This is a genomic window from Nocardioides sp. Z40_12, assembly GCF_058215795.1.
Genome location: NZ_JBZAJA010000009.1, coordinates 179,028 through 203,030, shown reverse-complemented (window position 1 = coordinate 203,030; position 24,003 = coordinate 179,028). Strand labels below are relative to the sequence as shown.

At 70.9% G+C, this 24,003-nt stretch carries 19 protein-coding genes, 1 tRNA gene and 1 pseudogene; 15 read left to right on the top strand and 6 right to left on the bottom strand.

Features of this window, described 5'->3' with window-relative positions:
• The 5 genes and pseudogenes from AC4BG9_RS16930 to AC4BG9_RS16910 all read left to right on the top strand — a co-directional run.
• A pseudogene (locus AC4BG9_RS16930) lies at positions 1-126 on the top strand (IS3 family transposase); the annotation flags it as partial.
• A gap of 62 nt (positions 127-188) precedes the next feature.
• Entirely contained in the window at positions 189-413 is a 225-nt protein-coding gene (locus AC4BG9_RS16925) for a GH-E family nuclease (protein WP_490572288.1), read from the top strand.
• Positions 414-418: 5 nt separating this feature from the next.
• Entirely contained in the window at positions 419-1,003 is a 585-nt protein-coding gene (locus tag AC4BG9_RS16920) for a hypothetical protein (RefSeq protein ID WP_490572287.1), read from the top strand.
• A gap of 152 nt (positions 1,004-1,155) precedes the next feature.
• Positions 1,156-1,770: a HEAT repeat domain-containing protein gene (locus AC4BG9_RS16915; protein ID WP_490572286.1), complete on the top strand. Its 615-nt coding sequence runs from the start codon at positions 1,156-1,158 to the stop codon at positions 1,768-1,770.
• Positions 1,771-2,110: 340 nt separating this feature from the next.
• Complete coding sequence (locus AC4BG9_RS16910; protein WP_490572285.1) at positions 2,111-2,614, top strand: hypothetical protein; 504 nt, start codon at positions 2,111-2,113, stop codon at positions 2,612-2,614.
• Here AC4BG9_RS16910 and AC4BG9_RS16905 read toward each other — a convergent pair.
• Positions 2,596-2,681: transfer RNA gene (locus AC4BG9_RS16905), tRNA-Leu, on the bottom strand. The genes AC4BG9_RS16910 and AC4BG9_RS16905 overlap by 19 nt on opposite strands.
• 93 nt (positions 2,682-2,774) lie before the next feature.
• Between AC4BG9_RS16905 and AC4BG9_RS16900 the strand changes: the two genes are divergently transcribed.
• Both AC4BG9_RS16900 and AC4BG9_RS16895 read left to right on the top strand, forming a co-directional pair.
• Entirely contained in the window at positions 2,775-4,109 is a 1,335-nt protein-coding gene (locus tag AC4BG9_RS16900; RefSeq protein ID WP_490572284.1) for a M20/M25/M40 family metallo-hydrolase, read from the top strand.
• Positions 4,110-4,244: 135 nt separating this feature from the next.
• The gene (locus AC4BG9_RS16895) at positions 4,245-9,467 is read left to right on the top strand and encodes a DUF7507 domain-containing protein (RefSeq protein WP_490572283.1); all 5,223 of its coding nucleotides are present in this window, start codon (positions 4,245-4,247) and stop codon (positions 9,465-9,467) included.
• On the opposite strand, the gene AC4BG9_RS16890 is transcribed toward AC4BG9_RS16895, so the two are convergent.
• Complete coding sequence (locus AC4BG9_RS16890; protein WP_490572282.1) at positions 9,436-9,660, bottom strand: DUF5703 family protein; 225 nt, start codon at positions 9,658-9,660, stop codon at positions 9,436-9,438. The genes AC4BG9_RS16895 and AC4BG9_RS16890 overlap by 32 nt on opposite strands.
• On the bottom strand, positions 9,660-10,607 hold the full coding sequence (locus tag AC4BG9_RS16885) for an aldo/keto reductase (protein ID WP_490572281.1): 948 nt from the start codon (positions 10,605-10,607) through the stop codon (positions 9,660-9,662). Before AC4BG9_RS16885 ends, AC4BG9_RS16890 begins: the two co-directional genes overlap by 1 nt.
• A 94-nt stretch (positions 10,608-10,701) precedes the next feature.
• Here AC4BG9_RS16885 and AC4BG9_RS16880 point away from each other — a divergent pair, with 94 nt between their 5' ends.
• Positions 10,702-11,526, top strand: a complete 825-nt coding sequence (locus AC4BG9_RS16880) for an undecaprenyl-diphosphate phosphatase (RefSeq protein WP_490572280.1) — start codon at positions 10,702-10,704, stop codon at positions 11,524-11,526.
• A gap of 7 nt (positions 11,527-11,533) precedes the next feature.
• Here AC4BG9_RS16880 and AC4BG9_RS16875 read toward each other — a convergent pair whose 3' ends face one another.
• Positions 11,534-12,520 (bottom strand): magnesium and cobalt transport protein CorA, encoded by a 987-nt coding sequence (locus AC4BG9_RS16875; RefSeq protein WP_490572279.1) that lies wholly within the window; start codon positions 12,518-12,520, stop codon positions 11,534-11,536.
• Between the two features lie 33 nt (positions 12,521-12,553).
• Between AC4BG9_RS16875 and AC4BG9_RS16870 the strand changes: the two genes are divergently transcribed.
• The 4 genes from AC4BG9_RS16870 to mshC are packed head-to-tail and all read left to right on the top strand — an operon-like array spanning position 12,554 to position 15,926.
• Complete coding sequence (locus AC4BG9_RS16870) at positions 12,554-13,309, top strand: MSMEG_4193 family putative phosphomutase (protein WP_490572278.1); 756 nt, start codon at positions 12,554-12,556, stop codon at positions 13,307-13,309.
• A gap of 9 nt (positions 13,310-13,318) precedes the next feature.
• Entirely contained in the window at positions 13,319-13,900 is a 582-nt protein-coding gene (locus AC4BG9_RS16865) for a DUF3090 family protein (RefSeq protein ID WP_490572277.1), read from the top strand.
• The gene (locus AC4BG9_RS16860) at positions 13,897-14,676 is read left to right on the top strand and encodes an SCO1664 family protein (protein WP_490572276.1); all 780 of its coding nucleotides are present in this window, start codon (positions 13,897-13,899) and stop codon (positions 14,674-14,676) included. Before AC4BG9_RS16865 ends, AC4BG9_RS16860 begins: the two co-directional genes overlap by 4 nt.
• Before the next feature lie 14 nt (positions 14,677-14,690).
• On the top strand, positions 14,691-15,926 hold the full coding sequence (gene mshC, locus AC4BG9_RS16855; RefSeq protein ID WP_490572275.1) for a cysteine--1-D-myo-inosityl 2-amino-2-deoxy-alpha-D-glucopyranoside ligase: 1,236 nt from the start codon (positions 14,691-14,693) through the stop codon (positions 15,924-15,926).
• Positions 15,927-15,982: 56 nt separating this feature from the next.
• On the opposite strand, the gene AC4BG9_RS16850 is transcribed toward mshC, so the two are convergent.
• Positions 15,983-16,831 (bottom strand): PAC2 family protein, encoded by an 849-nt coding sequence (locus AC4BG9_RS16850; protein WP_490572274.1) that lies wholly within the window; start codon positions 16,829-16,831, stop codon positions 15,983-15,985.
• A 193-nt stretch (positions 16,832-17,024) separates the two neighbouring features.
• Here AC4BG9_RS16850 and metH point away from each other — a divergent pair, with 193 nt between their 5' ends.
• Positions 17,025-20,708, top strand: coding sequence for a methionine synthase (gene metH, locus AC4BG9_RS16845; protein ID WP_490572293.1), 3,684 nt, complete (start codon positions 17,025-17,027; stop codon positions 20,706-20,708).
• Here metH and AC4BG9_RS16840 read toward each other — a convergent pair.
• Positions 20,690-21,274 (bottom strand): ion channel, encoded by a 585-nt coding sequence (locus AC4BG9_RS16840; protein WP_490572292.1) that lies wholly within the window; start codon positions 21,272-21,274, stop codon positions 20,690-20,692. The two genes, metH and AC4BG9_RS16840, sit on opposite strands and share 19 nt — an antisense overlap.
• 316 nt (positions 21,275-21,590) lie before the next feature.
• Here AC4BG9_RS16840 and AC4BG9_RS16835 point away from each other — a divergent pair, with 316 nt between their 5' ends.
• Both AC4BG9_RS16835 and AC4BG9_RS16830 read left to right on the top strand, forming a co-directional pair.
• Positions 21,591-22,253, top strand: a complete 663-nt coding sequence (locus tag AC4BG9_RS16835) for an HAD family hydrolase (protein ID WP_490572291.1) — start codon at positions 21,591-21,593, stop codon at positions 22,251-22,253.
• A gap of 59 nt (positions 22,254-22,312) precedes the next feature.
• The gene (locus AC4BG9_RS16830) at positions 22,313-23,959 is read left to right on the top strand and encodes an ABC transporter substrate-binding protein (RefSeq protein ID WP_490572273.1); all 1,647 of its coding nucleotides are present in this window, start codon (positions 22,313-22,315) and stop codon (positions 23,957-23,959) included.
• Positions 23,960-24,003 lie beyond the last annotated feature (44 nt).

The window sequence follows — 24,003 nt, the reverse complement described above, 5'->3', positions numbered from 1 at the left end:
GAGCTGCGGCTCGAGATGGTCCGCTGGATCGAAACGAAGTACAACCGCCGCCGACGACAGCGAGGACTTGGCAGGCTCACGCCCGTCGAGTTTGAGATGATCTACGCACCCGCAGACGCGGCCTGAACACCGCAACCGCTACGCGTCAACCAAAGCGGGGCCAGTCCCAGAACGGGGTCAACGTCAAGGTGCAGTGGGAGCCGGGACAACCCCGAACTGACAAGTGGAACATGGGGCACGACCCCGAGAGGCCGTACCACGTAGTGCGGGACGAGTACCTGTCCGGGAAGACCACTCTCCGGCAGTTTCTTGACGAGTGGCACGACCCGTCCAGCTACGTGCCCGAGCACCTAGGCCGTAACCAGTCCGGGGTCGACGAGGTAGTGCCGAGACCCCGCAGAAAGGACAGGTAGAACTGATGGGATGGCTGAGCCGGAAAGAACCTCGCGACACTTCCGAGTTGTATGGCGTGCTGCGGCGTGGAACGTGGGAGGAGTTTGAGGCTGTCTATCGTCCGACGTTCGCGAACTATGACGGGTTCAGTAGCTGCACACTGCTCACGTTGGCTCTGCGCCACAAAGACCCGGAGACCCGGGAGAAGATCGTGAACCGACTGCTCGACGACGGAGCCGACGTTACCGCGCGGCACCCCCTGCACGTTCTCGTCTGGGGCAACACCCACGACTTCGAGAGTGAGGCTCGGCTGCTCCAGCGGATGCTGGACCTCGGTGCTGACGTCAACGCGATTATGGGGAATGAGGGAACCCCCTTGGAGGCCGCTGCATCGACGTTTAAGTACACCGACGCGGACCTCAAGCCGTTCTACGACGTCTTGCTGGCACGTCCAGACATCGACTTACTGCTCCCCAGTGTCCACGGCCGCACCGTGCTGGGAAACCTCCGTGTGTGGTACTCCCACCGGGCGGCGCTCGTCGAACGGTGCGAGGCACTCCTCACCGAGCGCGGCATTCCAGTGCCCGGCCCGACCAATGAAGCACCCTGAGACCCACAGACCCGTTTCCACTGGGGGTAACGCATGGCCCACGAGATGATCGAGTTCATCCCCAATGCAGGCGCGTGCCTGGTGACCAAGAACGTCCTGTCCCGGGCCCAAGGCCTAGTAGATGCAGGCCGCATCATCCTGGGGAAGACATTGTGACCGAAACCGGCGCAGGACTAGAGCGGCCCGGTCAGGAGTCGGCGATCCTCTCGGACCTGCGAGGTGCCGGGTTCGACGTCTCTTCTCTTCACGACCTTCGAGAGGGAGCGAGCAACTACCAGGCGGCGATACCGGTCCTGGTGGACTGGCTCCCGCGAGTGTCCGACTTCGGACTCCACGAGTCGCTGCTGCGTGCCCTCTCCGTGCCCTACGCGAAGAAGGCCGCGCTGGAAGCGGTCATTGAAGACTTCACTGCCATTAGTATTGGGGATTCAGAAGCAGACATCGAACTGCGCTGGGTGGCAGGGAACGCCCTAGAGGTGCTCTGGGATGACCGCGCCTACGAGGATCTGCGTGCCCTGTGTGTGAATCCGGCGTATGGGCGAGCCCGCCAAATGGTCGTCCTCGGCATGGGGAAGTCGAAGCACCCTGGAGCCGTGGACACTCTTACGGGGCTGCTCGAAGACGATGACGTCCGTCTCCATGCTGTTCTGGCACTCCGTCGGTTGCGTCCCCCCGCTGCGCGGCCAGCGTTGGAGAAGGTCCGAAACACGAGCGACTCGCATCTGCGAAAAGAGATCGACAAGACACTCGCCAAGTTGGGCGACTGATCAGGGTTAACCGGATCGCACGCATGCCCAGCGCTTCCAGGATGCCCAGGGCTGGCCAGGTGGAGTAGGGCACTGACGTGCGTTCGCGTATTCGAGCGAAGAGCCGTCGCGCCGTCCTCCTGACTGAGCCCCCGAGAACACACCGTGAGTCCCAACGTGACCGTGCGACGACGGCTACGTCGACGTCAACCGATGCATGGGGCCTAGGAGCAGCGAACATCCGGGCGCGCGAGTTGCGCCCAACGTGCCGCCGACGACGGACTCACCGAGGTCGGGTCGAACACGCTCACGGTGATCGGCCTCGTGGCCACCTGACGCAATGCCCCCGACCCCTCAGTACGTGAAGTACCGGTGCCGCAGTCGTGACCTGGTCGAGGCCAGCCCCGCCGTGGCCACCCATCCGGCCAACGTGTCTCTTGGTCAGGCCGAGGTCCTGAACGAGGTCCTCCCGTGGATTGCCTCGCTGTTCGCACCGGCCGGTCGAGCCGCGTTGCTGGACGACCTGTTGGGCTGGGCGGAGAAGCCGACGAAGGTCGATGCCCGCCGCGCTGCGAGCGAGCGGAGGTTGGCTGAGGTGGAGAGGGGCCTGGCGAACTTGGTGTCGGCCATCGAGGCGGGCACTGACCCGGCCCTTCTGGCGGAACTGGACCCCACCGACGTGAACGCCGAACTGCTGCACGCGTTCTTCGAGACGGTGCGGCTGCGCATCGTCTACGAGCCTGCTACCCGCGTGGCCCGCGCCGAGGTCGTCTTCAAGGGAGGGGCCCCGGAAATGAACCAACCCCACGCTGGGGCCGATGTGGCCCCAGGTGGGGTTAGCGTGCGTGTCCGAGGGGGGACTTGAACCCCCACGCCCTAATACGGGCACTAGCACCTCAAGCTAGCGCGTCTGCCAATTCCGCCACCCGGACGAGTGCGGTGAAACCCTAGCAACACCGGAGCGGAATGCCGCAATCGGGGTCATGGCGTTTCGCGCTCGGGCCCCAGCCGGTCAGGATGGGGGCATGGACATGGACAACGTCACCGAGCGCCCGCCCGTGGACCCGCAGCACGACCCCGCCGCGGAGGTGGTCGACCTCTGCCGTGACCTGGTCCGGATCGACACCTCCAACTACGGCGACGGCTCCGGGCCTGGGGAGCGGAAGGCGGCCGAGCACGTCGCGACCCTGCTCGACGAGGTCGGCATCGCCTCCGAGCTGATCGAAGGGGCGCCGGGGCGCACGTCGCTGGTCGCTCGCTGGGGCGGCTCGGAGGGCGACGCGCTGCTGCTCCACGGCCACCTGGACGTCGTCCCCGCCGCCGCGGAGGACTGGACGCACGACCCCTTCGCCGGCGAGATCGCCGACGGCTACCTCTGGGGCCGGGGCACGGTGGACATGAAGGACTTCGACGCGATGCTCCTCTCGGTGGTGCGCGCCAGGGTGCGCTCCGGCCGGGTGCCCCGGCGGCCGATCGTCCTGGCCTTCACCGCCGACGAGGAGGCGGGCGGCCACCAGGGGGCCGAGGTCCTCGTCCGCGACAGGCCCGAGCTGTTCGAGGGCGTCACCGAGGCCGTCGGCGAGGTGGGGGGCTTCACCACCACGGTGCGCGGTCAGCGGATCTATCTCATCGAGGCGGCCGAGAAGGGGATGGCCTGGATGCGGCTGCGCGCCCGCGGCACCGCCGGCCACGGCTCGATGGTCAACCGCGACAACGCCGTCACCGAGCTGGCCGGGGCGGTCGCGCGGATCGGCGCCCACCAGTGGCCGGTGAGGCTGACCCCGGCGATGGAGGTGCTGCTGGCCTCGGTGGCCAGGATCGCCGGGACCGAGGCGACGCCGGAGAACGCCGAGGCGCTCGTCGAGGAGTTCGAGAGCTCGGCGCGGATGCTCGGCGCGGTGATCCGCAACACCGCCAACCCCACGATGCTCGACGCCGGCTACAAGGTCAACGTCATCCCCACCGAGGCCACCGCCCACATCGACGGCCGGTTCCTGCCGGGCTACGAGGACGAGTTCTTCGCCACGCTCGACGAGCTCTGCGGCCCGCACGTGACCCGGGAGTTCATCAGTCACCAGCAGCCCTGGGAGTCGGCCACCGAAGGCCACTTGATGGACGCCATGACCCGGTCGATCTTGGCCGAGGACCCGGACGGCATCGTGGCGCCGTACCTGATGAGCGGCGGTACCGACGCCAAGCACTTCCGCAAGCTGGGCATGTCCTCCTACGGCTTCGCGCCGCTGCGGCTGCCGGCCGACCTCGACTTCGGCTCGCTCTTCCACGGGGTGGACGAGCGGGTGCCGGTCGACGCCCTGGAGTTCGGCGCGCGGGTCTTCGACCGGTTCCTCGACCAGGCCTGAGGTCCCTGGCACCAGGGTCCAAGGTCGCCCGAGGATCGGGCCGTTGGCCCCTAGTCCTCCCCGACGCACGGCGCCAAGACTCGGGGATGCGGTTGGCTCGCCCGGACGGGGCGCGGCGGCCGCCGAGGAGGACCCGTGCCGACGCTGCGTGGAATCGCCCTGACGACGACCACTTGCCTGCTGGCCACGCTCACCGTGGCGCTCGCGCCCGCGGCGATGCGGGCTCCTGCCTCCGCCGACCCGCCGACCGGGGGGACGACGATCGTCTCCGAGACGTTCACCGGCTCCTCGGTGCCCGACCCGGCCTGGACGCGCCAGGGCATCGCCTGCCTGACCGGTGCCACCACCGCCCCACCGGCCGGCGCGGCCCAGATCCCCGGCTGTGCGGCGTACCGGACCGGCCCGGTCCCGGGCCTCGGGAACACCCCGGGATACCTGCAGCTGACCGACGCGAGGACGCAGACCGCGGGCAGCGTGCTGTACAACCAGCCCGTCCCCGCGACGGCCGGGGTGACCATCACCTTCGACCAGTTCCAGTACGGGGGCACCGGCGCAGACGGCATCGGGTTCTTCCTCGTCGACGGCTCGACCGACCTGACCGACACCGGCGGTCTGGGCGGCAGCCTGGGGTACGCCCAGCGCAGCGCCACACTGGGCGGCGAGGACGAGCCGGGCATCGTGGGCGGAGTCCTCGGCGTCGGGCTGGACAGCTACGGCAACTACTACGACGACGGCGAGAACCGCGGCACTGGCTGCCCCGAGGGACAGCGCTCACCCTCGACGGCCGAGGGTGCAGTGGCGCCGAACGTCATCACCCTGCGCGGCCCCGGCGACGGCTTCACCGGCTACTGCTACCTGGCCTCCACCACGCCGGACGACCCGGACGACCCGGACGACCCGGGTACCACGCTCAGCGGCACGCTGCGCGGCCGTACGCTCGCCGCGTCCTGGCGGCAGGTGAACATCACCGTCACGCCGGCGCCTGACCCCAGGGTCATCGTCCAGGTCCGGTACAACCCCTCCGCGGCCAACGACCCCTGGATCACCGAGCTCGACATCCCCGCTCCGGCCGACCTGCCGAGCACCTACAAGTTCGGGCTGTCGGGCTCCACCGGGGGCGTGACCGACGTCCACCTGATCCGCAACGCGGTGGTCCGCTCGGTCGTCCCCCTCGCCCAGCTCCAGCTCGAGAAGCAGGTCGACCGCAGCGCCGGCGCCCTGCCCGCCGTCATCACCGCAGGCACGGTCATCCCTTACCAGTACACCGTCACCAACGCGGGGAGCGAGAACCTCTCGACCCTGTCGATCACCGACGACACCATCACGGGGCCGATCACCTGCGACGCCACCACTCTGACCCCAGCGCCAGGCCCGGGGTCGACGACGGTGTGCCGTGGCACCTACACCGTCACCGCGGACGACGTCTCCGCCGGCGAGGTGGTCAACACTGCGACAGCGAGCGCCCTGAATCCCGGGGGTGACACGGTCACCTCCCCGGAGGCCACCGTCACCGTCCCCCTGACGAGCAGCCTCGACCTGACCAAGAGCGTGCAGACGGAGCCGCCGTACGTCGCCGGTCAGGAGGTCGAGTACCTCTACACGGTGACGAACACCGGCGGCTCCACCGTGACCAACATCGCCGTCACCGACGACCGCGTCTCCTCGGCGACCCTCCTCTGCGAGGCGAACGTCCTGGCGCCGGGGGCAACGACCACCTGCACCGGCACGTACACCGTCGACACCGCGCAGGCCAACGCTGCCGGGAGCATCGTGAACACCGCCGTGGCCGCGGGGGAGACCCCGATCGGCCAGCAGGTGGAGTCGCCCGAGGCCCAGGAGAGCATCGGGATCAACACCGACATCGCCGTCACCAAGACGGTCGACGAGCCGGACCCGTCCGTCGGCGACACGGTCACCTTCACCGTCACCGCGACCAACAACGGCCCGGCAGCCGCCACCGACGTCGTCATCAGGGACCAGCTGCCCGCGTCGCGGCTCACCTTGCTGACCTCGAGCACCTCCGGTGCCCAGCCGTCCGCCTACGACACGGGCGCAGGTGAGTGGTCCATCCCGGCGCTGGCCGTGGGGAACGCCGTCACCCTGACCATCACCGCGCGGGTCGACACCAACGGCGTGGTCTCGAACACCGCTAGCCTGACCAGGCTCGACCAGCTCGACACGAACGCCGCGAACAACAGCGCCACGGTCACCCTCAACCCCTCGTCCCTCGACCTGGCCGTGACCAAGGAGGTCATCGGCTCGACGGAGGTCGCGGCCGGGGAGCCGGTCACGTTCCGGGTCACGGTCACCAACCTCGGCCCGCGTCCCGGCACCGGGATCACCGTGACCGAGGACCTGCCCCCGGGGCTGACCTTCCGTCCCGGGGACTCCGGAGGAGACGGCACCTTCGACCCGGCCACGAGCGTCTGGGACATCGGCTCCCTCGGCGTGGGCGAGTCCGCGGCGTACGACTTCACCCTGGGCACCAACAGTCCCGGCACGTTCACGAACGCGGTCAGCATCGCCTCCGTGTCGCCCACCGACATCAACAGCGCCAACGACTCGGCGTCCGCCAGCGTCGGGGTGCGCACCCCGGTCGCCGACCTCGTCATCATCAAGGGCGCCTCCCCGCTGGAGGCCGTGGTGGGGGACACCGTCACCTACACGGTGACGGTGCTCAACCGGGGCCCCGACACGGTGCGTGACGTCTTCGTCACCGACACCGGCGTCGAGGGCGTGACCGTGGTCTCCACCACCGCCACGCAGGGCACGGTGAACCCCACCAGTCGTCGGTGGGACGTCGGCACCCTGGAGGCCGAGGAGAGCGCCGTCCTCACCATCACCGCCCAGCTCGACACGGCGGGCACCAAGGTCAACCTCGCCACGGTCGACGCGCCCCTGCACGAGGACCCGACCCCCGAGGACAACGAGTCCAGCGCCACCGTGCGGACCTTGGCCCCCGCCGTCGACATCGGCGTCACGAAGTCCGTGGACCGGCCGGACGGGGCCGGGTCGGTCGACGAGATCCCGCTGGGTGAGGACGCGGTGTTCACCATCACCGCCACCAACAACGCCGTCGCCGGGCAGACCGCCACGACGGCCACCGGACTCGTCCTCGCCGACGTGCTCGGCGAGGGTCTGACCTTCGTCTCCGCCTCCGGCGACGGCACCTTCGACGCCGAGGACGGCACCTGGACCGTCGGCTCGCTCCCGGTCGGTTCGACCGTCACGCTCACCCTCCGGGCGACCGGCACGGTGGTCGGGCAACGTGCCAACACCGCCAGTCTGGCCAACGTCGACCAACGAGACATCGATCCGACCAACGACTCGGCCTCGGCCACGGCCACCTTCGTCGAGCTCGCCGACCTCGCGATCACCAAGGACGTCGACCGCCCGGTCGCCCAGCCGGGCGACACCGTCCTCTACCGGATCCGGGTCACCAACAACGGCCCCAACGCCACCGACAACACGATCACGGAGGATCCTGCGCTCATCCAGGCCAACATCACCGGGCACACGACCGACAACGGGACCTTCGACGTGGAGAACCGGATCTGGACCATCCCGCGCCTGGAGTCCGGGGAGACGGCCACGCTGGAGGCCTCCGTCCTCATCGGCGAGCGCGCGTCGGGGACCTACCGCAACCTGGTCGCGATCCAGCAGTCCCGGGTCGAGGACCGCAACCCGGACGACAACGTCGACGACGCCCAGCTCTTCGTGCCCGTCGCCGACGTGGCGGTGGAGAAGACCGTCGACGATCCCAACCCCGTCGTGGGCGGGACCGTGACGTTCACCGTCGGGGTCCGCAACCTCGGTCCCGACACCGCCGACAACGTGAGCCTCGCCGACCAGCTGCCGGCAGGACTCAGCTATGTCGACAGCACGGCCTCCCAGGGCACCTACGACCCGGCCACCGGCACCTGGCAGGTCGGGGACCTGACCCCCGTCGACCTGCCCACGGCCGGTGCCCAGGCGACGCTGCGCATCACCGCGCGGGTGCCCGGGGTGGGCACCTTCGCCAACACCGCCACCTCGGACCGGACCGGCTCCTTCCCCCGCGACCCCGACCTGACCAACAACACCAGCACGGTGTCGGTGACCGCCGGCCAGAGCCCCGGGCTGGTGCTGGAGAAGACCGCCAGCCCCGCGACCGTCACCACGGCCGGGCAGCAGGTCACCTACTCGTTCACGATCACCAACACCGGCAACGTCCCGGTCAGCGGTGTGGGGGTCGCCGAGGACGCCTTCACGGGGACCGGCGACCTACCCACCCCGACGTGCCCCGCGGGGGCCGCCCAGCTGGCGCCGGGGGCCAGCGTGGTCTGCACGAGCGTCTACACCGTCACCGCTGCCGACCTCCGGGGTGAGGGACTGCGCAACACGGCCCGCGCGACGGGCTCGGACGCCACCGGGGGACCCGCGTCCTCGCCGCCCGACGGTGCCGTGGTGCAGGTGGACGCCGGAGCGCCCGCCCGACCGCGGATCCGGACGAAGACGTCCGAGCGCCGTGTGGAGCCGCGCGAGAGGTTCCACGACCGGGTCCGGGTCACGGGCCTGGCGCCCGGGACCTCGGTGCCCGCGGTCGCCCGGCTCTACGGACCCTTCACCTCCCGCGCGGCGGCCTCCTGCCGCCGGGCGAACCTGGCGAGCACCGTCACGTGGCGGGCACGCGCCGGCTGGACGAAGAGCCCGAAGGTGAGCGCGGCGGCGCCCGGCGTCTACACCTGGAAGGTGACCACCGAGGCGACGACGGCCAACGAGTCGGCGACGACCCGGTGCGGCCTGAAGTCGGAGACGACGACCGTCGCCAAGCCGTCGTACAAGCCGCCCGTCGTGCCCAGTGGATTCTCCGGCACCCTCCGGGACCCGGAGTCGTCCCGAGTCTCGAAGGCCTCGATCCGGGCGTCCGGCTTCGGACTGCGTGCGCAGGTCGTCCCGACGGGTATCTCGCGCGGGCGCATGGATCTGCCCGCCGACGTCCGACTGACCGCCTGGCTACGCCGTTCCGCGGGCTACGGCGACGCCATCGGCACCACCGTGGTCGCCGGTCACGTGTCGGACTGGCACGACCGACCCGGTGCCCTGTGGGGACTGCGCCGTGCCGAGCAGGGGCAGGCCCTGAGCGTGCGCAGCGGCGGGAAGACCTACCGGTACGAGCTGTCGGAGACGAAGAAGTACGACCGGGCCAGCAAGCTGCCCCAGCGCTTCTTCCGCACCACCGGTGCCCACCGGCTCGTGCTGATCAGCTGTACCGACCGGGTGGTCTACCCCAACGGACGCTTCCACTACACGAAGTACCGGGTGGTCGTGGCGAAGCCGGTGGGCGTCACCAGAAGGTCGGGCGGACCTGACGAATGATCTTGCGTCGCAGCAGCACCCGGCGCATGCCGTCGGCGGTGATCCGCACCCGGGCCAGCTCCCAGCCGCCGTGCTCGGCTCGCTCCACGAGCAGCTGGCGCACCGTGTTGCGGGAGACCTCCGGGGGATAGGTGACCGAGTCGAACTCCCACTCCACCCCGGGGCGCGGCGGCCGGCGCAGCACCCGGCTCATCAGTCCGCCGAGACGTCGTCGAGGGCGGCGACGATCTCCGCGGGCAGGACCAGCTCCTCGGTGCCCAGCACGTCGTGGAGCTGGGCGGCGGTGCGCGCGCCGACCAGCGGGGCGGTGACGCCGGGGCGGTCCCGCACCCAGACCAGAGCCACCTCCAGGGGGCTCCACCCGAGCCCCTCGCCGGCGCGGGCCACGGCCTCGACGATGCCGCGTCCCCGCTCGTCGAGGTAGGAGCCGACCCGGTCGGCAAAGTGCGGGGTCGCGCCCGCGGAGTCGGCCGGCGTGCCGGTGCGGTACTTGCCGGTCAGGACGCCTCGGGCCAGCGGGGACCACGGGAACACCCCCAGCCCCAGCGCCCGGGCCGCCGGCAGCACCTCGAACTCCACGTCGCGGCTCATCAGCGAGTACTCCACCTGGGTGGAGACGACCGGCGCCCTGCCGGGCCAGGCCCGCTGCCAGGTCACCGCCTGGGCGCTCTGCCAGCCGTTGAAGTTCGAGATGCCGGCGTAGGCCGCGCGACCGGAGGACACCGCGGTGTCCAGGGCGCTCAACGTCTCCTCCAGGGGCGTGGCGCCGCTCCACACGTGCACCTGCCACAGGTCGACGTGGTCGACGCCGAGCCGGCGCAGGGAGGCGTCGAGCGTCCTCAGCAGCGCGCCGCGGGAGGTGTCGACGTTCCGCTCCCCGCCGCGGCGGGAGACCCCGGCCTTGGAGGCCAGCACCACCTCGTCGCGGCGCACGACGTCGCCCAGCAGGCTGCCCAGCAGGCTCTCCGAGGCGCCGTCGCCGTAGCCGGCCGCGGTGTCGACCAGGGTGCCGCCGGCCTCGGTGAACGCGATGAGCTGGTCGCGTGCCTCGTGCTCGTCGGTGTCGCGCCCCCACGTCATCGTGCCGAGGCCGAGGCGGGAGACCTGGAGGCCGGTGCGACCGACCGAGCGCTGCTGCATGCGCACAGGCTAGTCAGCCCCCCGTGAGCCCGCCCGCGCGGCTCGCCGGACGCGGTGCGGGACCAAGCGCGGGGGCGCCCTAGGCTGTTCCCCCATGTGGGATCTGTTCAAGGCCGTGGTGCTCGGAACCATCCAGGGGCTGACCGAGTTCCTCCCGATCTCGAGCAGCGCCCACCTGCGGATCTTCCCCGAGCTCTTCGGGTGGGGCGACCCCGGAGCGGCGTTCACCGCCGTCATCCAGATCGGCACCGAGCTGGCGGTGCTCATCTACTTCCGCAAGGACATCTGGCGCATCGGCAGCAGCTGGGTGCGCTCGATCTTCCAGCCCGAGCACCGGGGGACGCTGGACACCAGGATGGGCTGGTTCATCATCTTCGGCTCGCTGCCGATCGTGGTACTGGGCGTGCTCCTCAAGGACGTCATCGAGCGGGACTTCCGCAACCTGTGGATCATCGGTGTCGCCCTCGTGGTGATGGGTGTGGTCCTCGGCATCGCGGACCGGGTCAGCCGCGGCGACCGGAAGATCAAGAACCTCACCTTGCGCGACGCCCTGCTGATGGGCGGCGCCCAGGCGCTGGCCCTGATCCCCGGGGTCTCGCGGTCGGGAGCGACCATCTCGATGGGGCGCTTCCTGGGCTTCGAGCGGGAGGCCGCCACCAGGTTCGCCTTCCTGCTGGCCATCCCGGCGGTGGTCGGCGCGGGCATCTTCGAGCTCCAGGAGATCCCGCACGGCGACAACACCTACGGGTGGGCGCCGACCATCGTGGCCACCGTGGTCTCGTTCGCGGTCGGGTACGCCGCCATCGCGTGGCTGCTGCGCTACGTCTCCACCCGGTCCTACACCCCGTTCGTGATCTACCGGGTGCTGCTCGGCGGGGCCACCCTGCTCCTGCTCGGCACGGGCGTGCTGACGCCCTGACCGGGGATCAGAGCCAGCCCACCCGGCGGAACCACCAGGCCAGCGCGATGACCGACGCGGCCATCAGGGCGAGCGCGAACTCGAACCCGAAGTCCGACTCCGGCGAGGGCTTCAGCTGCAGGTTCATCCCGTAGATCCCGGCCACCAGGGTCGGCACCACCGCGATGCCGGCCACCGCGGAGATCTTGCGCATGTCCTCGTTCTGCTGCAGGGAGATCCGGGCCACGTGAGCGTCGAAGGCGCTGGAGAGCAGCGTGTCGAGGGTGTCGACGATCTCCGCGACCCGCAGGACGTGGTCGTCGACGTCGCGGAAGTAGGGCGCGGTGCCCTCGGGGACGTCGGCCACCTGGCCGGCGGTCAGCAGCCGCAGCGGCTCCCGGAGCGGCAGCACGGCCCGGCGCACCTCGGCCAGCTCCCGCTTGAGGGCGTAGATCCGGGCGGCGTCGCCCTCCTGGGCGGACCGGCCCTCGGAGAAGACCGACTCCTCCACCTCGTCGACGTCGACCTCGAGCTCGGAGGCGACGTCGCCGTAGTCGTCGACCACCTTGTCGAACACCGCGTACATCACCGCGGCGGGGCCGTGCGCGAGGACCTGGGCCCGGCCCTCCAGGTCGCGCCGCGAGCCCTGGAGGTCTGCGCCGTCGCCGTGCCGGACGGTGACGACGTAGTCGGGCCCCAGGAAGATGCCGATCTCGCCGGTCTCCACGGCGTCGTGCTCGTCGACGTACCAGAGGGTCTTGAGCACCAGGAAGATCATGTCCTCGTAGCGGTCGAGCTTGGGCCGCTGGTGGGCGTTGACCGCGTCCTCCACCGCGAGCGGGTGGAGCCCGAACGCGGCGGCGACCCGAGCCATCTCGCCGTCGTCCGGCTCGTGCAGGCCGACCCACTGGAAGTCCCCGGGCTCGCGCCCGGCACCGACGCCCGTGATGTCGTGGACCGGCAGGTCGTGGAGCATCCGCTGACCGGCCCTGTACACCGCGTTGTCGACGATCACGTCGTCCAGGCTAGCCCCACTAGGCTCCGGAGCATGGCCACCGTGATCCTGGTGCGGCACGGGCGCACCACAGCGAATGTCTCCGGGACCCTGGCGGGTCGCCTGCCCGGTGTCCGCCTCGACGGGGAGGGGGAGCGGCAGGCCCGGGCCACAGCCGCGCGCCTGGCCGCCGTCCCCCTGGCCGCGCTGCTGGTGAGCCCCCTGGAGCGCTGCGTGCAGACCGCGGAGCTCATCGCCGGGGCACAGACGCCCGCCGGGGCACAGACGCCCGGCGGGCCGCAGGGCGCGGTGGCGCTGCAGGTCGAGGAGCGCCTCACCGAGTGCGACTACGGCCAGTGGCAGGGGAGGCGGATCTCCGAGCTCAGCCAGGAGGACTTGTGGCGGACGGTCCAGCGCCAGCCCGCGGCCGCGGTCTTCCCCGGTGGTGAGTCGATGGCGACGATGTCGGCCCGGGCGGTGGCCGCGGTCCGCGAGCACGACGCTGCCGTCGAGCGTGAGCACGGCCCGCACGCGGTCTGGGCGGCGGTGAGCCACGGCGACGTGATCAAGGCGGTGCTCGCCGACGCGCTGGGCATGCACCTGGACCAGTTCCAGCGGATCGTCGTCGACCCGGCCTCAGTGAGCCTGGTCCGGTACACGGCCGGGCGCCCCTTCGCCCTGGGCCTCAACACGCACGCCGGAGACCTCGCCTGGCTCGCGGCCCGTCGGGAGGACTCGGAGGTCCCGGCCGAGGACGCCGTGGTGGGTGGGGGAGCGGGGCCGGGCGCCCCTGCTGGTGCCCGGCCCTAGGGTGGTCACATGCCTGTCGTGCACTCCTTCGATCCTCCCGAGCGATTCGTCGCCGGCACTGTCGGCGAGCCCGGCCACCGGACCTTCTTCCTCCAGGCCAGGGACGGGGCGCGTCTGGTCAGCGTCTCGCTGGAGAAGCAGCAGCTGCTGGCCCTGGTCGAGCGCATCGACGAGCTCCTCGACGAGTTGACCTCCGCCGCCGCGGGCGGCTCGGTGATCCCGGCCGTCGCCCCCGTCGACCTCGAGGACAGCGGGCCGCTGGAGCAGCCCATCGACGAGGAGTTCCGGGCGGGCACCATGACGCTGTCGTGGGACCCGGGCGACGAGCGCATCGTGATCGAGGTCTTCCCCTTCAACGAGGCGGCCGTGGTCTCGCCCGAGCAGCTCGAGGAGGGTGAGGCCCTCGAGGAGCCGGAGCCCGACGAGCTGCTGGTGGTCCGGCTCGCCGGCGGGGTGGCGCGTGCCTTCTGCGCCCGGGCCAAGCAGGTCGTCGAGGCCGGCCGGCCCCCCTGCCCGTTCTGCGGCAACCCCGTCGACCCCGAGGGCCACCTCTGCGTCCGGGCCAACGGGTTCCGCCGACGCGGAGCGTGAGCCCTGCCGTGCGCTCCGAGCTGGTCCCGTCGTCGGGCGAGATGGTCCTCCACGGGCGGGTGATGCCGGCCTCCAACGCCACCTTCGTCGCCCAGCTGGGCGACGTCCGCGTCGTCTACAAGCCGGTCGCCGGGGAGCGGCCGCTGTGGGACTTCCCCGACGGCACCCTGGCCGCCCGGGAGGTGGCCGCCCACGCCGTCTCCGAGGCGCTGGGCTGGCACGTCGTGCCCCACACCGTGCTGCGCTCCGGACCGCACGGGCCCGGGATGGTGCAGCGCTGGCAGGAGCCCGACCCGGAGCAGCACGCGGTCGACATCGTGCCCGAGGGCGAGGTCCCGCCGGGCTTCCTGCACGTCTTCGACGGTGTCGACGGCCGGGACCAGCCGGTGTCGCTGGTCCACCAGGACTCCCCGGCGCTGCGGCGGATGGCCGTCTTCGACGTGCTCATCAACAACGCCGACCGCAAGGGCGGCCACGTGCTGGCGATGGCCGACGGGCACCGCTACGGCGTCGACCACGGGGTCAGCTTCCACGTCGAGAGCAAGCTGCGCACGGTGCTGTGGGGGTGGGCCGGCGACCCGCTGCCCGGCCCGGAGCTGGAGCGCGTGGCGGCCCTGCGCGCGGAGCTGGACGGCGCGCTCGGGGAGCGGCTGCTCGACCTGCTCACCGCCGACGAGGTGGCGGCCACCCGCCGCCGGGCCGAGTGCCTCCTCGCCTCGGGCGCGATGCCGCTGCCCCAGGAGGGGTGGCCGACGATCCCCTGGCCGCCCTTCTAGGTAGGCTGCGACGCATGCGCGCCTGGTCTGCACCCGAGGTTCCGGTCCTGCCTGTCTCGGGTCCTCCCGTCCAGGTGTACGACACGGCCACGGGGGGCCTGGTCACCACCGCCCCCGAGGGGCCGGCCCGCCTCTACGTCTGCGGCATCACCCCCTACGACGCGACCCACATGGGGCACGCCGCGACCTACGTCGGCTTCGACCTGCTCAACCGGGCGTGGCGCTCCGCTGGCCACCCGGTCTCCTACGTCCAGAACGTCACCGACGTCGACGACCCGCTGCTGGAGCGGGCGCACAAGGTCAAGATCGACTGGCAGGCGCTGGCCGAGCGGGAGACCGAGCTCTTCCGCCACGACATGGAGGCGCTGAGGGTGCTGCCGCCCCAGCACTACGTCGGCGCGGTCGAGTCCATCCCGCTGGTCATCGACTACGTGGAGCGGCTCCGGGCCACCGGCTCGGTCTACCAGGTCGACGACGACCTCTACTTCTCGGTGACCTCCGACAGCTCCTTCGGCAGCGTCTCGCGCCTGGAGCGGGAGGAGATGGTCCGGATCTTCGCCGAGCGCGGGGGAGACCCCGACCGGCCCGGCAAGAAGGACCCGCTCGACTGCGTCCTGTGGCTCGCCGCCCGCCCGGGCGAGCCCTCCTGGGAGAGCCCCTTCGGTCCCGGGCGTCCCGGCTGGCACATCGAGTGCACCGCCATCGCCCAGCAGCACCTCGGCGGCACGTTCGACGTCCAGGGGGGCGGCTCCGACCTGGTCTTCCCGCACCACGAGATGTGCGCCAGCGAGGCACACGTGGCCACCGGCCAGCCCTTCGCCCAGGTCTACGCCCACGCCGGCATGGTGGCCTACGACGGCGAGAAGATGTCGAAGTCCCGCGGCAACCTGGTCTTCGTCTCCCACCTGCGCAACTCCGACGTCGACCCGATGGCGATCCGGCTGGTGCTCCTGCGCCACCACTACCGCAGCGACTGGGAGTGGACCGACGCCGAGCTGTGGGACGCCGTGGACACCCTGCACCGGTGGCGTCGCGCCCTCGCCCTGGGTGCCGGCGCCCCCGCCGCGCCCGTGGTGGAGGGCGTCCTGGCGGCGCTGGCCCGCGACCTCGACGCGCCCACGGCGCTGGGGGTGGTCGAGGAGTGGGTCTCCTCGACCCTCGGCACCGCGGGGCTGGCCGACGCGACCGACGACTCGGCGGCCACCACGGTCCACCAGCTGCTCGACGCCGCTCTCGGGCTCTCGCTCTAGCCCCGGCGCTGTGGCGCCCTCCGGCCCGCCCGGGCGGCGGGACCCGGCCCCGGGACTCAGCCGGTGTCGTCGCGGCGCTTGAGGTAGCGCTCGAACTCCCGGGCGATCGCCTCGCCGGAGGCCTCGGGGAGGTCCGTGGTGTCCCGGGTCTCCTCCAGGGAGCGGACGTAGTCGGCGATGTCCTCGTCCTCCTCGGCGAGCTCGTCGACCCCGCGCTCCCAGGCCCGGGCGTCCTCGGGCAGCTCGCCGAGCGGGATCCGGGTCTCGAGCAGGTCCTCGATCTGGCCGATCAGGGCGAGGGTGGCCTTGGGGCAGGGCGGCTGGGCGACGTAGTGCGGCACCGCCGCCCAGTAGGAGACCGACGGGATGTCCAGCCGTGAGCAGGCGTCCTGGAAGACGCCCACGATCCCGGTGGGGCCCTCGTAGGAGGACTGCTCCAGGTGGAGCCGGTCGACCAGCTCGGGCTCGGTCGCGGTGCCGGTGACCGGGATCGGTCGGGTGTGGGGGGTGTCGGCGAGCAGCGCCCCGAGGGTCACCACCAGCTGGCCGCCCAGGTCGTCGCAGGCCGCCAGCAGCTCGGCGCAGAACTGGCGCCAGCGCATGTTGGGCTCGATCCCGTGGATCAGGATCACGTCCCGCTCCAGGTCGGGGGGCGAGGCCACCGCGATCCGCGTGGTGGGCCAGGTCAGCTGACGGTGGCCCTTCGCGTCGGTGCCGACGATCGGCCGGTTGACCTGGAAGTCGTAGAAGTCCTCCGGATCGATCGCCCCCACCACCGTCGCGTCCCACGCCTCGATGAGGTGCGCCACCACGGCCGAGGCGGCCTCACCGGCGTCGTTCCATCCTTCGAAGGCGGCAATCACCACCGGGTCGACCAGGTCGGTCAGGGCGTCGATCTCGATCACGACACCCAGCCTAGGCGCTCGCGCAGATTTCGCCGGTTCCCACGGGGGATGTCAGGATTCGAAACTCCTGTCCGGCTGGCGGACCGCGCCATAATGTGGATGTCTACCGGCCACCAGACCCGCGAGGAGCGTCGTGCCCGAAGACCTGGTCGTGCTGCACCGGCCCGACTGCAGCGACGAGCTGCGGACGGCGATGGGTGAGCGGATCCTCGTCGTCGACGGTGCGATGGGCACCGCGATCCAGCGCGACCGCCCGGACGAGGCGGGCTACCGGGGCCGGCGGTTCGCCGACTGGCACTGCGACGTGCAGGGCAACAACGACCTCCTCACCCTCACCCGTCCCGAGCTGATCCTCGACATCCACCGCGAGTACCTCGAGGCGGGCGCGGACATCATCGAGACCAACACCTTCAACGCCAACGCCGTCTCGCTCGGCGACTACGGCATGGAGGAGCTGGCCTACGAGCTCAACCACGCCTCCGCGCAGCTCGCGCGCCAAGCCGTCGACGCGGTCACCGCGGCCGACCCGGGTCGCACCCGCTACGTGGCGGGAGCGCTGGGCCCCACCACCCGGACGGCCTCGATCTCGCCCGACGTCAACGACCCCGGCGCCCGCAACGTGACCTTCGACCAGCTGGTCGACGCCTACGCCACCGCGGCGCGTGGGCTCCTGGACGGCGGCGCCGACCTCATCTTCATCGAGACGATCTTCGACACCCTCAACGCCAAGGCCGCGATCTTCGCCGTCGAGACCCTCTTCGAGGAGCACGGCCGTCGCTGGCCGGTCGTCATCTCCGGCACCATCACCGACGCGTCCGGACGCACGCTGACCGGACAGACGACCGAGGCCTTCTGGCACTCCGTCCGCCACGCCAAGCCGCTGCTGGTCGGGCTCAACTGCGCCCTGGGCGCCAAGGAGATGCGGCCCTACGTCGCCGAGCTGAGCCGGATCGCCGACACCTTCGTCTCGGTCTACCCCAACGCCGGGCTGCCCAACGCGTTCGGTGAGTACGACGAGTCGGCCGCCGAGACGGCGGCGGTCGTCGGGGAGTTCGCCGAGGCAGGGCTGGTCAACCTGGTGGGCGGCTGCTGCGGCACCACCCCCGCGCACATCGCGGCCATCGCCGCTGCGGTGGAGGGGGTGACCCCGCGGGCCGTCCCGGAGATCGCGCCCGCCATGCGGCTCTCCGGCCTGGAGTCGTTCACCATCACCCGCGAGAGCCTCTTCGTCAACGTCGGCGAGCGCACCAACATCACCGGGTCGGCGCGGTTCCGCAAGCTGATCAAGGACGGTGACTACGACACCGCCCTCTCGGTGGCGCTGCAGCAGGTGGAGAACGGCGCGCAGGTCATCGACGTCAACATGGACGAGGGGATGATCGACGGCGTCGCCGCGATGGACCGCTTCCTCAAGCTGGTCGCCGCCGAGCCGGACATCAGCCGCGTCCCGGTGATGATCGACTCCTCCAAGTGGGAGGTGATCGAGGCCGGGCTCAAGTGCGTGCAGGGCAAGCCGATCGTCAACTCGATCTCGATGAAGGAGGGTGTCGGCCCCTTCCTCGAGCACGCCCGCTCCTGCCGCAAGTACGGCGCCGCCGTGGTGGTCATGGCCTTCGACGAGGACGGCCAGGCCGACAACCTCGCGCGCCGCAAGGCGATCTGCGAGCGCGCCTACCGCCTCCTGGTCGACGAGGTGGGGTTCCCGGCCGAGGACATCATCTTCGATCCCAACGTGTTCGCGGTGGCGACCGGGATCGAGGAGCACGCCAGCTACGGGCTGGACTTCATCGAGGGCACCCGCTGGATCAAGCAGAACCTGCCCCAGGCGCTGGTCTCCGGCGGCATCTCCAACGTCTCCTTCTCCTTCCGCGGCAACAACCCGGTGCGCGAGGCGATCCATGCGGTCTTCCTCTTCCACGCCATCGAGGCCGGCCTGGACATGGGCATCGTCAACGCCGGTGCGCTCGTCGTCTACGACCAGGTCGAGCCCGAGCTGCGCGAGCGCATCGAGGACGTCGTCCTCAACCGGCGGCCCGACGCGGCCGAGCGGCTGCTGGAGATCGCCGAGGAGCACAACCGGCAGGGCGAGCAGGTCGAGGCGACGACGGAGGAGTGGCGCAGCCTGCCGGTGGGGGAGCGGATCACCCATGCGCTGGTGAAGGGCATCGACGCCTACGCCGAGAGCGACACCGAGGAGCTGCGGCTGGAGATCGCCGCACGCGGGGGCCGCCCGATCGAGGTGATCGAGGGCCCGCTGATGGACGGCATGAACGTGGTCGGCGACCTCTTCGGCGCCGGCAAGATGTTCCTGCCCCAGGTGGTGAAGTCGGCGCGGGTGATGAAGAAGGCCGTCGCCTACCTGATCCCCTTCATCGAGCAGGAGAAGCTCGACAACCCCGCGCTCGCCACGGTCAAGGACACCAACGGCACCATCGTGATGGCGACGGTGAAGGGCGACGTGCACGACATCGGCAAGAACATCGTCGGGGTCGTCCTGCAGTGCAACAACTACGAGGTCGTCGACCTCGGCGTCATGGTCCCGGCCCAGAAGATCCTCGACACCGCCGAGGAGATCGGCGCCGACATGATCGGGCTCTCCGGGCTGATCACCCCCTCGCTGGACGAGATGGTCACGGTCGCGAGCGAGATGCAGCGCCGCGGCTTCGAGATCCCGCTGATGATCGGCGGCGCCACCACCTCGCGCGCCCACACCGCGGTCAAGGTGGACAAGAAGTACGACGGTCCCGTCGTCTGGGTGAAGGACGCCTCGCGCTCGGTGCCGACCGCCGCCGCGCTCCTGCACCCCGCGCAGCGCGAACGTCTGCTGGCCGAGGTCCAGGCCGACTACGACTCGCTGCGGGCCAGGCACGCGACGAAGCACGACCGCCCGATGGTGACGCTCGACGCCGCCCGGGCGAACCGGACCCCGGTCGAGTGGGGCGGCTACCAGCCGCCCGCCCCGGCCCGGCCCGGCATCCACGTCCTCGAGGACTACGACCTCGGCGAGCTGCGCGACTACATCGACTGGCAGCCGTTCTTCAACGCCTGGGAGATGAAGGGGAAGTTCCCCGACATCCTCAACAACCCCACCACCGGAGAGGTCGCCCGCAAGCTCTACGACGACGCGCAGGCGATGCTCGACCGGATCGTGGAGGAGGGGTGGCTCACCGCCAACGCGGTCTTCGGGTTCTTCCCCGCCAACGCGGTCGCCGATGACCTCGAGGTCTACACCGACGACTCGCGCACCGAGGTGCTGTCGGTGCTGCACCACCTCAGGCAGCAGGGCGAGCACCGGGACGGGGTGCCCAACCGGGCGCTCTCGGACTTCGTGGCCCCTCGGGAGAGCGGCCTCGCCGACTACGTCGGCGGCTTCGCCGTCACCACCGGCCACGGCGTCCAGGAGCGTATCCAGGCGTTCCGCGAGGAGCACGACGACTACTCCGCGATCCTGCTCGAGGCCCTGGCCGACCGGCTCGCGGAAGCCTTCGCCGAGCGGCTCCACCAGCGGGTCCGCACCGAGTTCTGGGGTCACGCCGCCGACGAGCAGCTGGCCAACGAGGACCTCATCGCCGAGCGCTACACCGGCATCCGACCGGCGCCGGGCTACCCGGCGTGCCCCGACCACACCGAGAAGACCGAGCTGTGGCGGCTGCTCGACGTCGAGTCGCGCACCGGCATCAAGCTGACCGAGTCGATGGCGATGTGGCCGGGGGCCGCGGTCTCGGGCTGGTACTTCTCCCACCCGCAGTCCCAGTACTTCGTGGTGGGGCGGTTGGGCCGTGACCAGGTCGCCGAGTACGCCGAGCGCAAGGGCTGGAGCCTGGCCGAGGCCGAGCGCTGGCTCTCGCCGAACCTCGGCTACGACCCGGAGGACTGAGGCGGGTCAACGGTCCCGGCAGGCGCGGAGCGTCCGGCGCCGTGTTCGGTCCGGCGGGCCAGGCCACGCCTCCCCGCGGAGTACAGCATCTTGATCCCGGCGCCGAGGACGACCAGGTTCAGCAGCATCTGAAGGGTCACCAGCAGGCGCGCTCCGCCGCTCACAGCCGCGACGTCCCCGAAGCCGACGGTGGCGAAGACCGCGACGGTGAGGTAGAGGGCGTCGATCGCATCGAGTCGCTCCGTGAAGGCGGCGGGGTCCTCCACCGAGACCGCCAGGTAGATCCGGGCGAAGGTGAGCAGGTACAGCGCGACCGTCAGGGCGATCGCCTCGACGGCACGGGCCATCGGGTGAGCGGACCGGACGATCGCCGGGAGCTGGGCGGCTCCCACCGCGAGGAAGACCACGAGCTGCACCCCGAGCCACCAGGTGCTCGGCGAGCGATCGGCGCCCTCGCGCGGCAGCAGGAAGTAGACCGCGACCAGGGTGCCCAGGGAAAGGGAGACTCGGACCGCCGCCAGGACGGCGACCCGCCACGTCGCGCGCGGCTCCGGCGGGGGCGCCATCACGCACGCATCTTCGTCGGGGCCGCTCGGACGAGCCTGCCTGCGACGCGCATCGCGGCCCCTCCCACCCGGCCCCCGGACGCCAGGGCACTTCCGTCGAGCATGCCACGCAAAGCGCCGGGGACGCCGAGCACCGCACGTGTTCCCCCTTGCGACGACGCCTCCGGCTGATGCGTCGGGTGGCGCGGACCATCGGCCTTAGGGTGGTACGTGGGATGGGCGTTCCCACGACTTTCCGGAGGGCATTCTGAGCACCGACTTCCCTGGCAGGGCCGCCGCAGTGGCACCGAGCGGAGGCGAGCCCCCCTTGGCCGCAGTGCTCTGGGACATGGACGGCACGATCGTCGACACCGAGCCCTACTGGATCGCCACCGAGTTCGAGCTGGCCGAGCGGCACGGCGGGACCTGGTCGCAGGAGCACGCCCTCAACCTGGTCGGCAACGACCTCCTGGAGTCGGGTCGCTACATCCGCGCCCACATGGGGATCGACCTCGAGCCGGCGCAGATCGTCGAGGAGCTGCTCGACGGCGTGGTCGCCCGCGTCGAGCAGGAGGTCCCGTGGCGCCCCGGGGCCCGCGAGCTCCTCCTCGAGCTCTCCGAGGCACGGGTGCCCTGCGCCCTGGTCACGATGTCCTACCGGCGGTTCGTCGACCCGGTCCTGGCACGGCTCCCGCGGGACACCTTCGCGGCGGTGGTGACCGGCGACGTGGTCACCCGGGGCAAGCCCGATCCGGAGCCCTACCTCCGGGCGGCCGCGGACCTCGGGGTCGACCCGATGGACTGCGTGGCCGTCGAGGACTCCAACACCGGGGCTCGCTCCGCGGTCGCCGCGGGGTGCCGGGTGCTGTGCGTCCCCAACCACGTGCCGATCCTGCCGGGGCCGGGGCGGACCTTCGCCGACTCGCTGGCTGATATCGGTTTGGAAACGTTGCGTCAGGTCCGTGTTTCACCGCGTGACGCAACGCACGGCTCTGAGTAATGTCGCGTCCCTGCCTGGCCGCTCGGCCGGCGCGACTTGCGAAGGGTGATGAGTTGCAGATGAGATCCATGGGAAGAATGCGGCTGGCGACCGTGGGGCTGGCGACAGCGGCCCTGGTGCTGACGGGCTGCGCGGACAGCGAGCGCTCGGACGACGAGAGCAACGAGGGCAGCGGCGGCGGCACGTTCGTGTTCGCGGGGGCTGCTGAGCCCAAGCTGCTCGACCCGGCGTTCGCCTCCGACGGTGAGACCTTCCGGGTCGCTCGCCAGATCTTCGAGGGCCTCGTCGGCACCGAGCCCGGCACGCCGGACCCGGCCCCGCTGCTCGCGGAGAGCTGGGAGAACTCCGAGGACGGGCTGGAGTACACCTTCCAGCTCCGCGACGGCGTCTCCTTCCACGACGACACCGAGTTCAACGCCGAGGCCGTCTGCGCCAACTTCGACCGGTGGTACAACTTCCCCGCGGCCGTCCAGACCGACGACTTCGCGTACTACTACGCCAAGCTCTTCCGCGGTTTCGCGACCGGGGACAAGAAGGGCGAGGCCATCTACGACTCCTGCGAGGCGACCGACGACCTCGAGGCGAAGGTCACCCTGAAGGAGCCGTTCGCCGGCTTCACGGCAGCCCTGTCGCTGCCCGCCTTCTCGATGCAGAGCCCGACCGCCCTGGAGAAGTACCAGGACGACGCGGCCGCCAACGTCAACACCACCGAGTACTCCACCGCCCACCCGACCGGCACCGGGCCCTTCGTCTTCGACTCCTGGGACCGCGGCAACCGGGTCACCCTGAAGCGCAACGACGACTACTGGGGTGAGAAGGCCAAGGTCGACACCGTGCAGGTCGTGGCGATCGACGACCCGGCCGCGCGTGCCACCGCCGTGCAGAACGGCGACGTCGACGGCGCCGACCTGATCGGGCCGGCCGACATCTCCTCGCTGGAGGACGCCGGCATGACCGTGATGCCGCGCGACCCCTTCACCATCCTCTACCTCGGCATCAACCAGAAGCAGAAGCCGTTCGACGACCTGCGGGTCCGCCAGGCGATCGCCCACGCGATCGACAAGGACGCCGTCGCCGCCGCCTCCCTGCCCGAGGGCTCCGAGATCGCCACCCAGTTCATCCCGCAGAGCGTGAACGGGTGGAACGAGGACGTCACCGAGTACGAGTACGACCCGGGCAAGGCCGAGCAGCTCCTCCAGGACGCCGGCGCTGACGGGGCCACCATCGAGTTCAACTACCCCACGAGCGTCTCCCGGCCCTACATGCCGGCTCCGGAGGACACCTTCAACGTGATCCGCTCGCAGCTCGAGGCGGTCGGCCTGAAGGTCAAGCCCGTCGCGGACATCTGGACCCCTGACTACCTCGACAAGATCCAGGGCACCTCCAACCACGGCCTGCACCTGCTGGGCTGGACCGGCGACTACAACGACACCGACAACTTCGTCGGCGTCTTCTTCGGTGCCGAGAGCGCCGAGTTCGGCTTCAAGGACGCCGCGCTGTTCGACAAGCTGGCCGAGGCGCGCGGGGTTCCGACCGTCGAGGAGCAGACCCCCCTCTACGAGGAGATCAACGCCGACGTGATGGAGCTCCTGCCGGCCATCCCGATCGCGCACCCGGCTCCGTCGCTGGCCTTCGGTGCCGACGTCGAGGGCTACCAGCAGAGCCCCGTCAACGACGAGGTCTGGAACACCGTCACGGTCGGCTGACCGCGGCGCGAACGAACGAACGAAGGAACACCTGGCCCCCGCTC

Excerpts from the sequence above, each read along its gene's own strand:
- AC4BG9_RS16840 (WP_490572292.1), bottom strand. The coding sequence starts at position 21,274 with ATGGCGCCCCCGCCGGAGCCGCGCGCGACGTGGCGGGTCGCCGTCCTG.
- AC4BG9_RS16890 (WP_490572282.1), bottom strand. The coding sequence starts at position 9,660 with ATGAGCCGGGTGCTGCGCCGGCCGCCGCGCCCCGGGGTGGAGTGGGAG.
- AC4BG9_RS16885 (WP_490572281.1), bottom strand. The coding sequence starts at position 10,607 with ATGCAGCAGCGCTCGGTCGGTCGCACCGGCCTCCAGGTCTCCCGCCTC.
- AC4BG9_RS16880 (WP_490572280.1), top strand. The coding sequence starts at position 10,702 with ATGTGGGATCTGTTCAAGGCCGTGGTGCTCGGAACCATCCAGGGGCTG.
- AC4BG9_RS16920 (WP_490572287.1), top strand. The coding sequence starts at position 419 with ATGGGATGGCTGAGCCGGAAAGAACCTCGCGACACTTCCGAGTTGTAT.
- AC4BG9_RS16900 (WP_490572284.1), top strand. The coding sequence starts at position 2,775 with ATGGACATGGACAACGTCACCGAGCGCCCGCCCGTGGACCCGCAGCAC.
- metH (WP_490572293.1), top strand. The coding sequence starts at position 17,025 with ATGGGTGAGCGGATCCTCGTCGTCGACGGTGCGATGGGCACCGCGATC.
- AC4BG9_RS16870 (WP_490572278.1), top strand. The coding sequence starts at position 12,554 with ATGGCCACCGTGATCCTGGTGCGGCACGGGCGCACCACAGCGAATGTC.
- mshC (WP_490572275.1), top strand. The coding sequence starts at position 14,691 with ATGCGCGCCTGGTCTGCACCCGAGGTTCCGGTCCTGCCTGTCTCGGGT.
- AC4BG9_RS16830 (WP_490572273.1), top strand. The coding sequence starts at position 22,313 with ATGAGATCCATGGGAAGAATGCGGCTGGCGACCGTGGGGCTGGCGACA.
- AC4BG9_RS16865 (WP_490572277.1), top strand. The coding sequence starts at position 13,319 with ATGCCTGTCGTGCACTCCTTCGATCCTCCCGAGCGATTCGTCGCCGGC.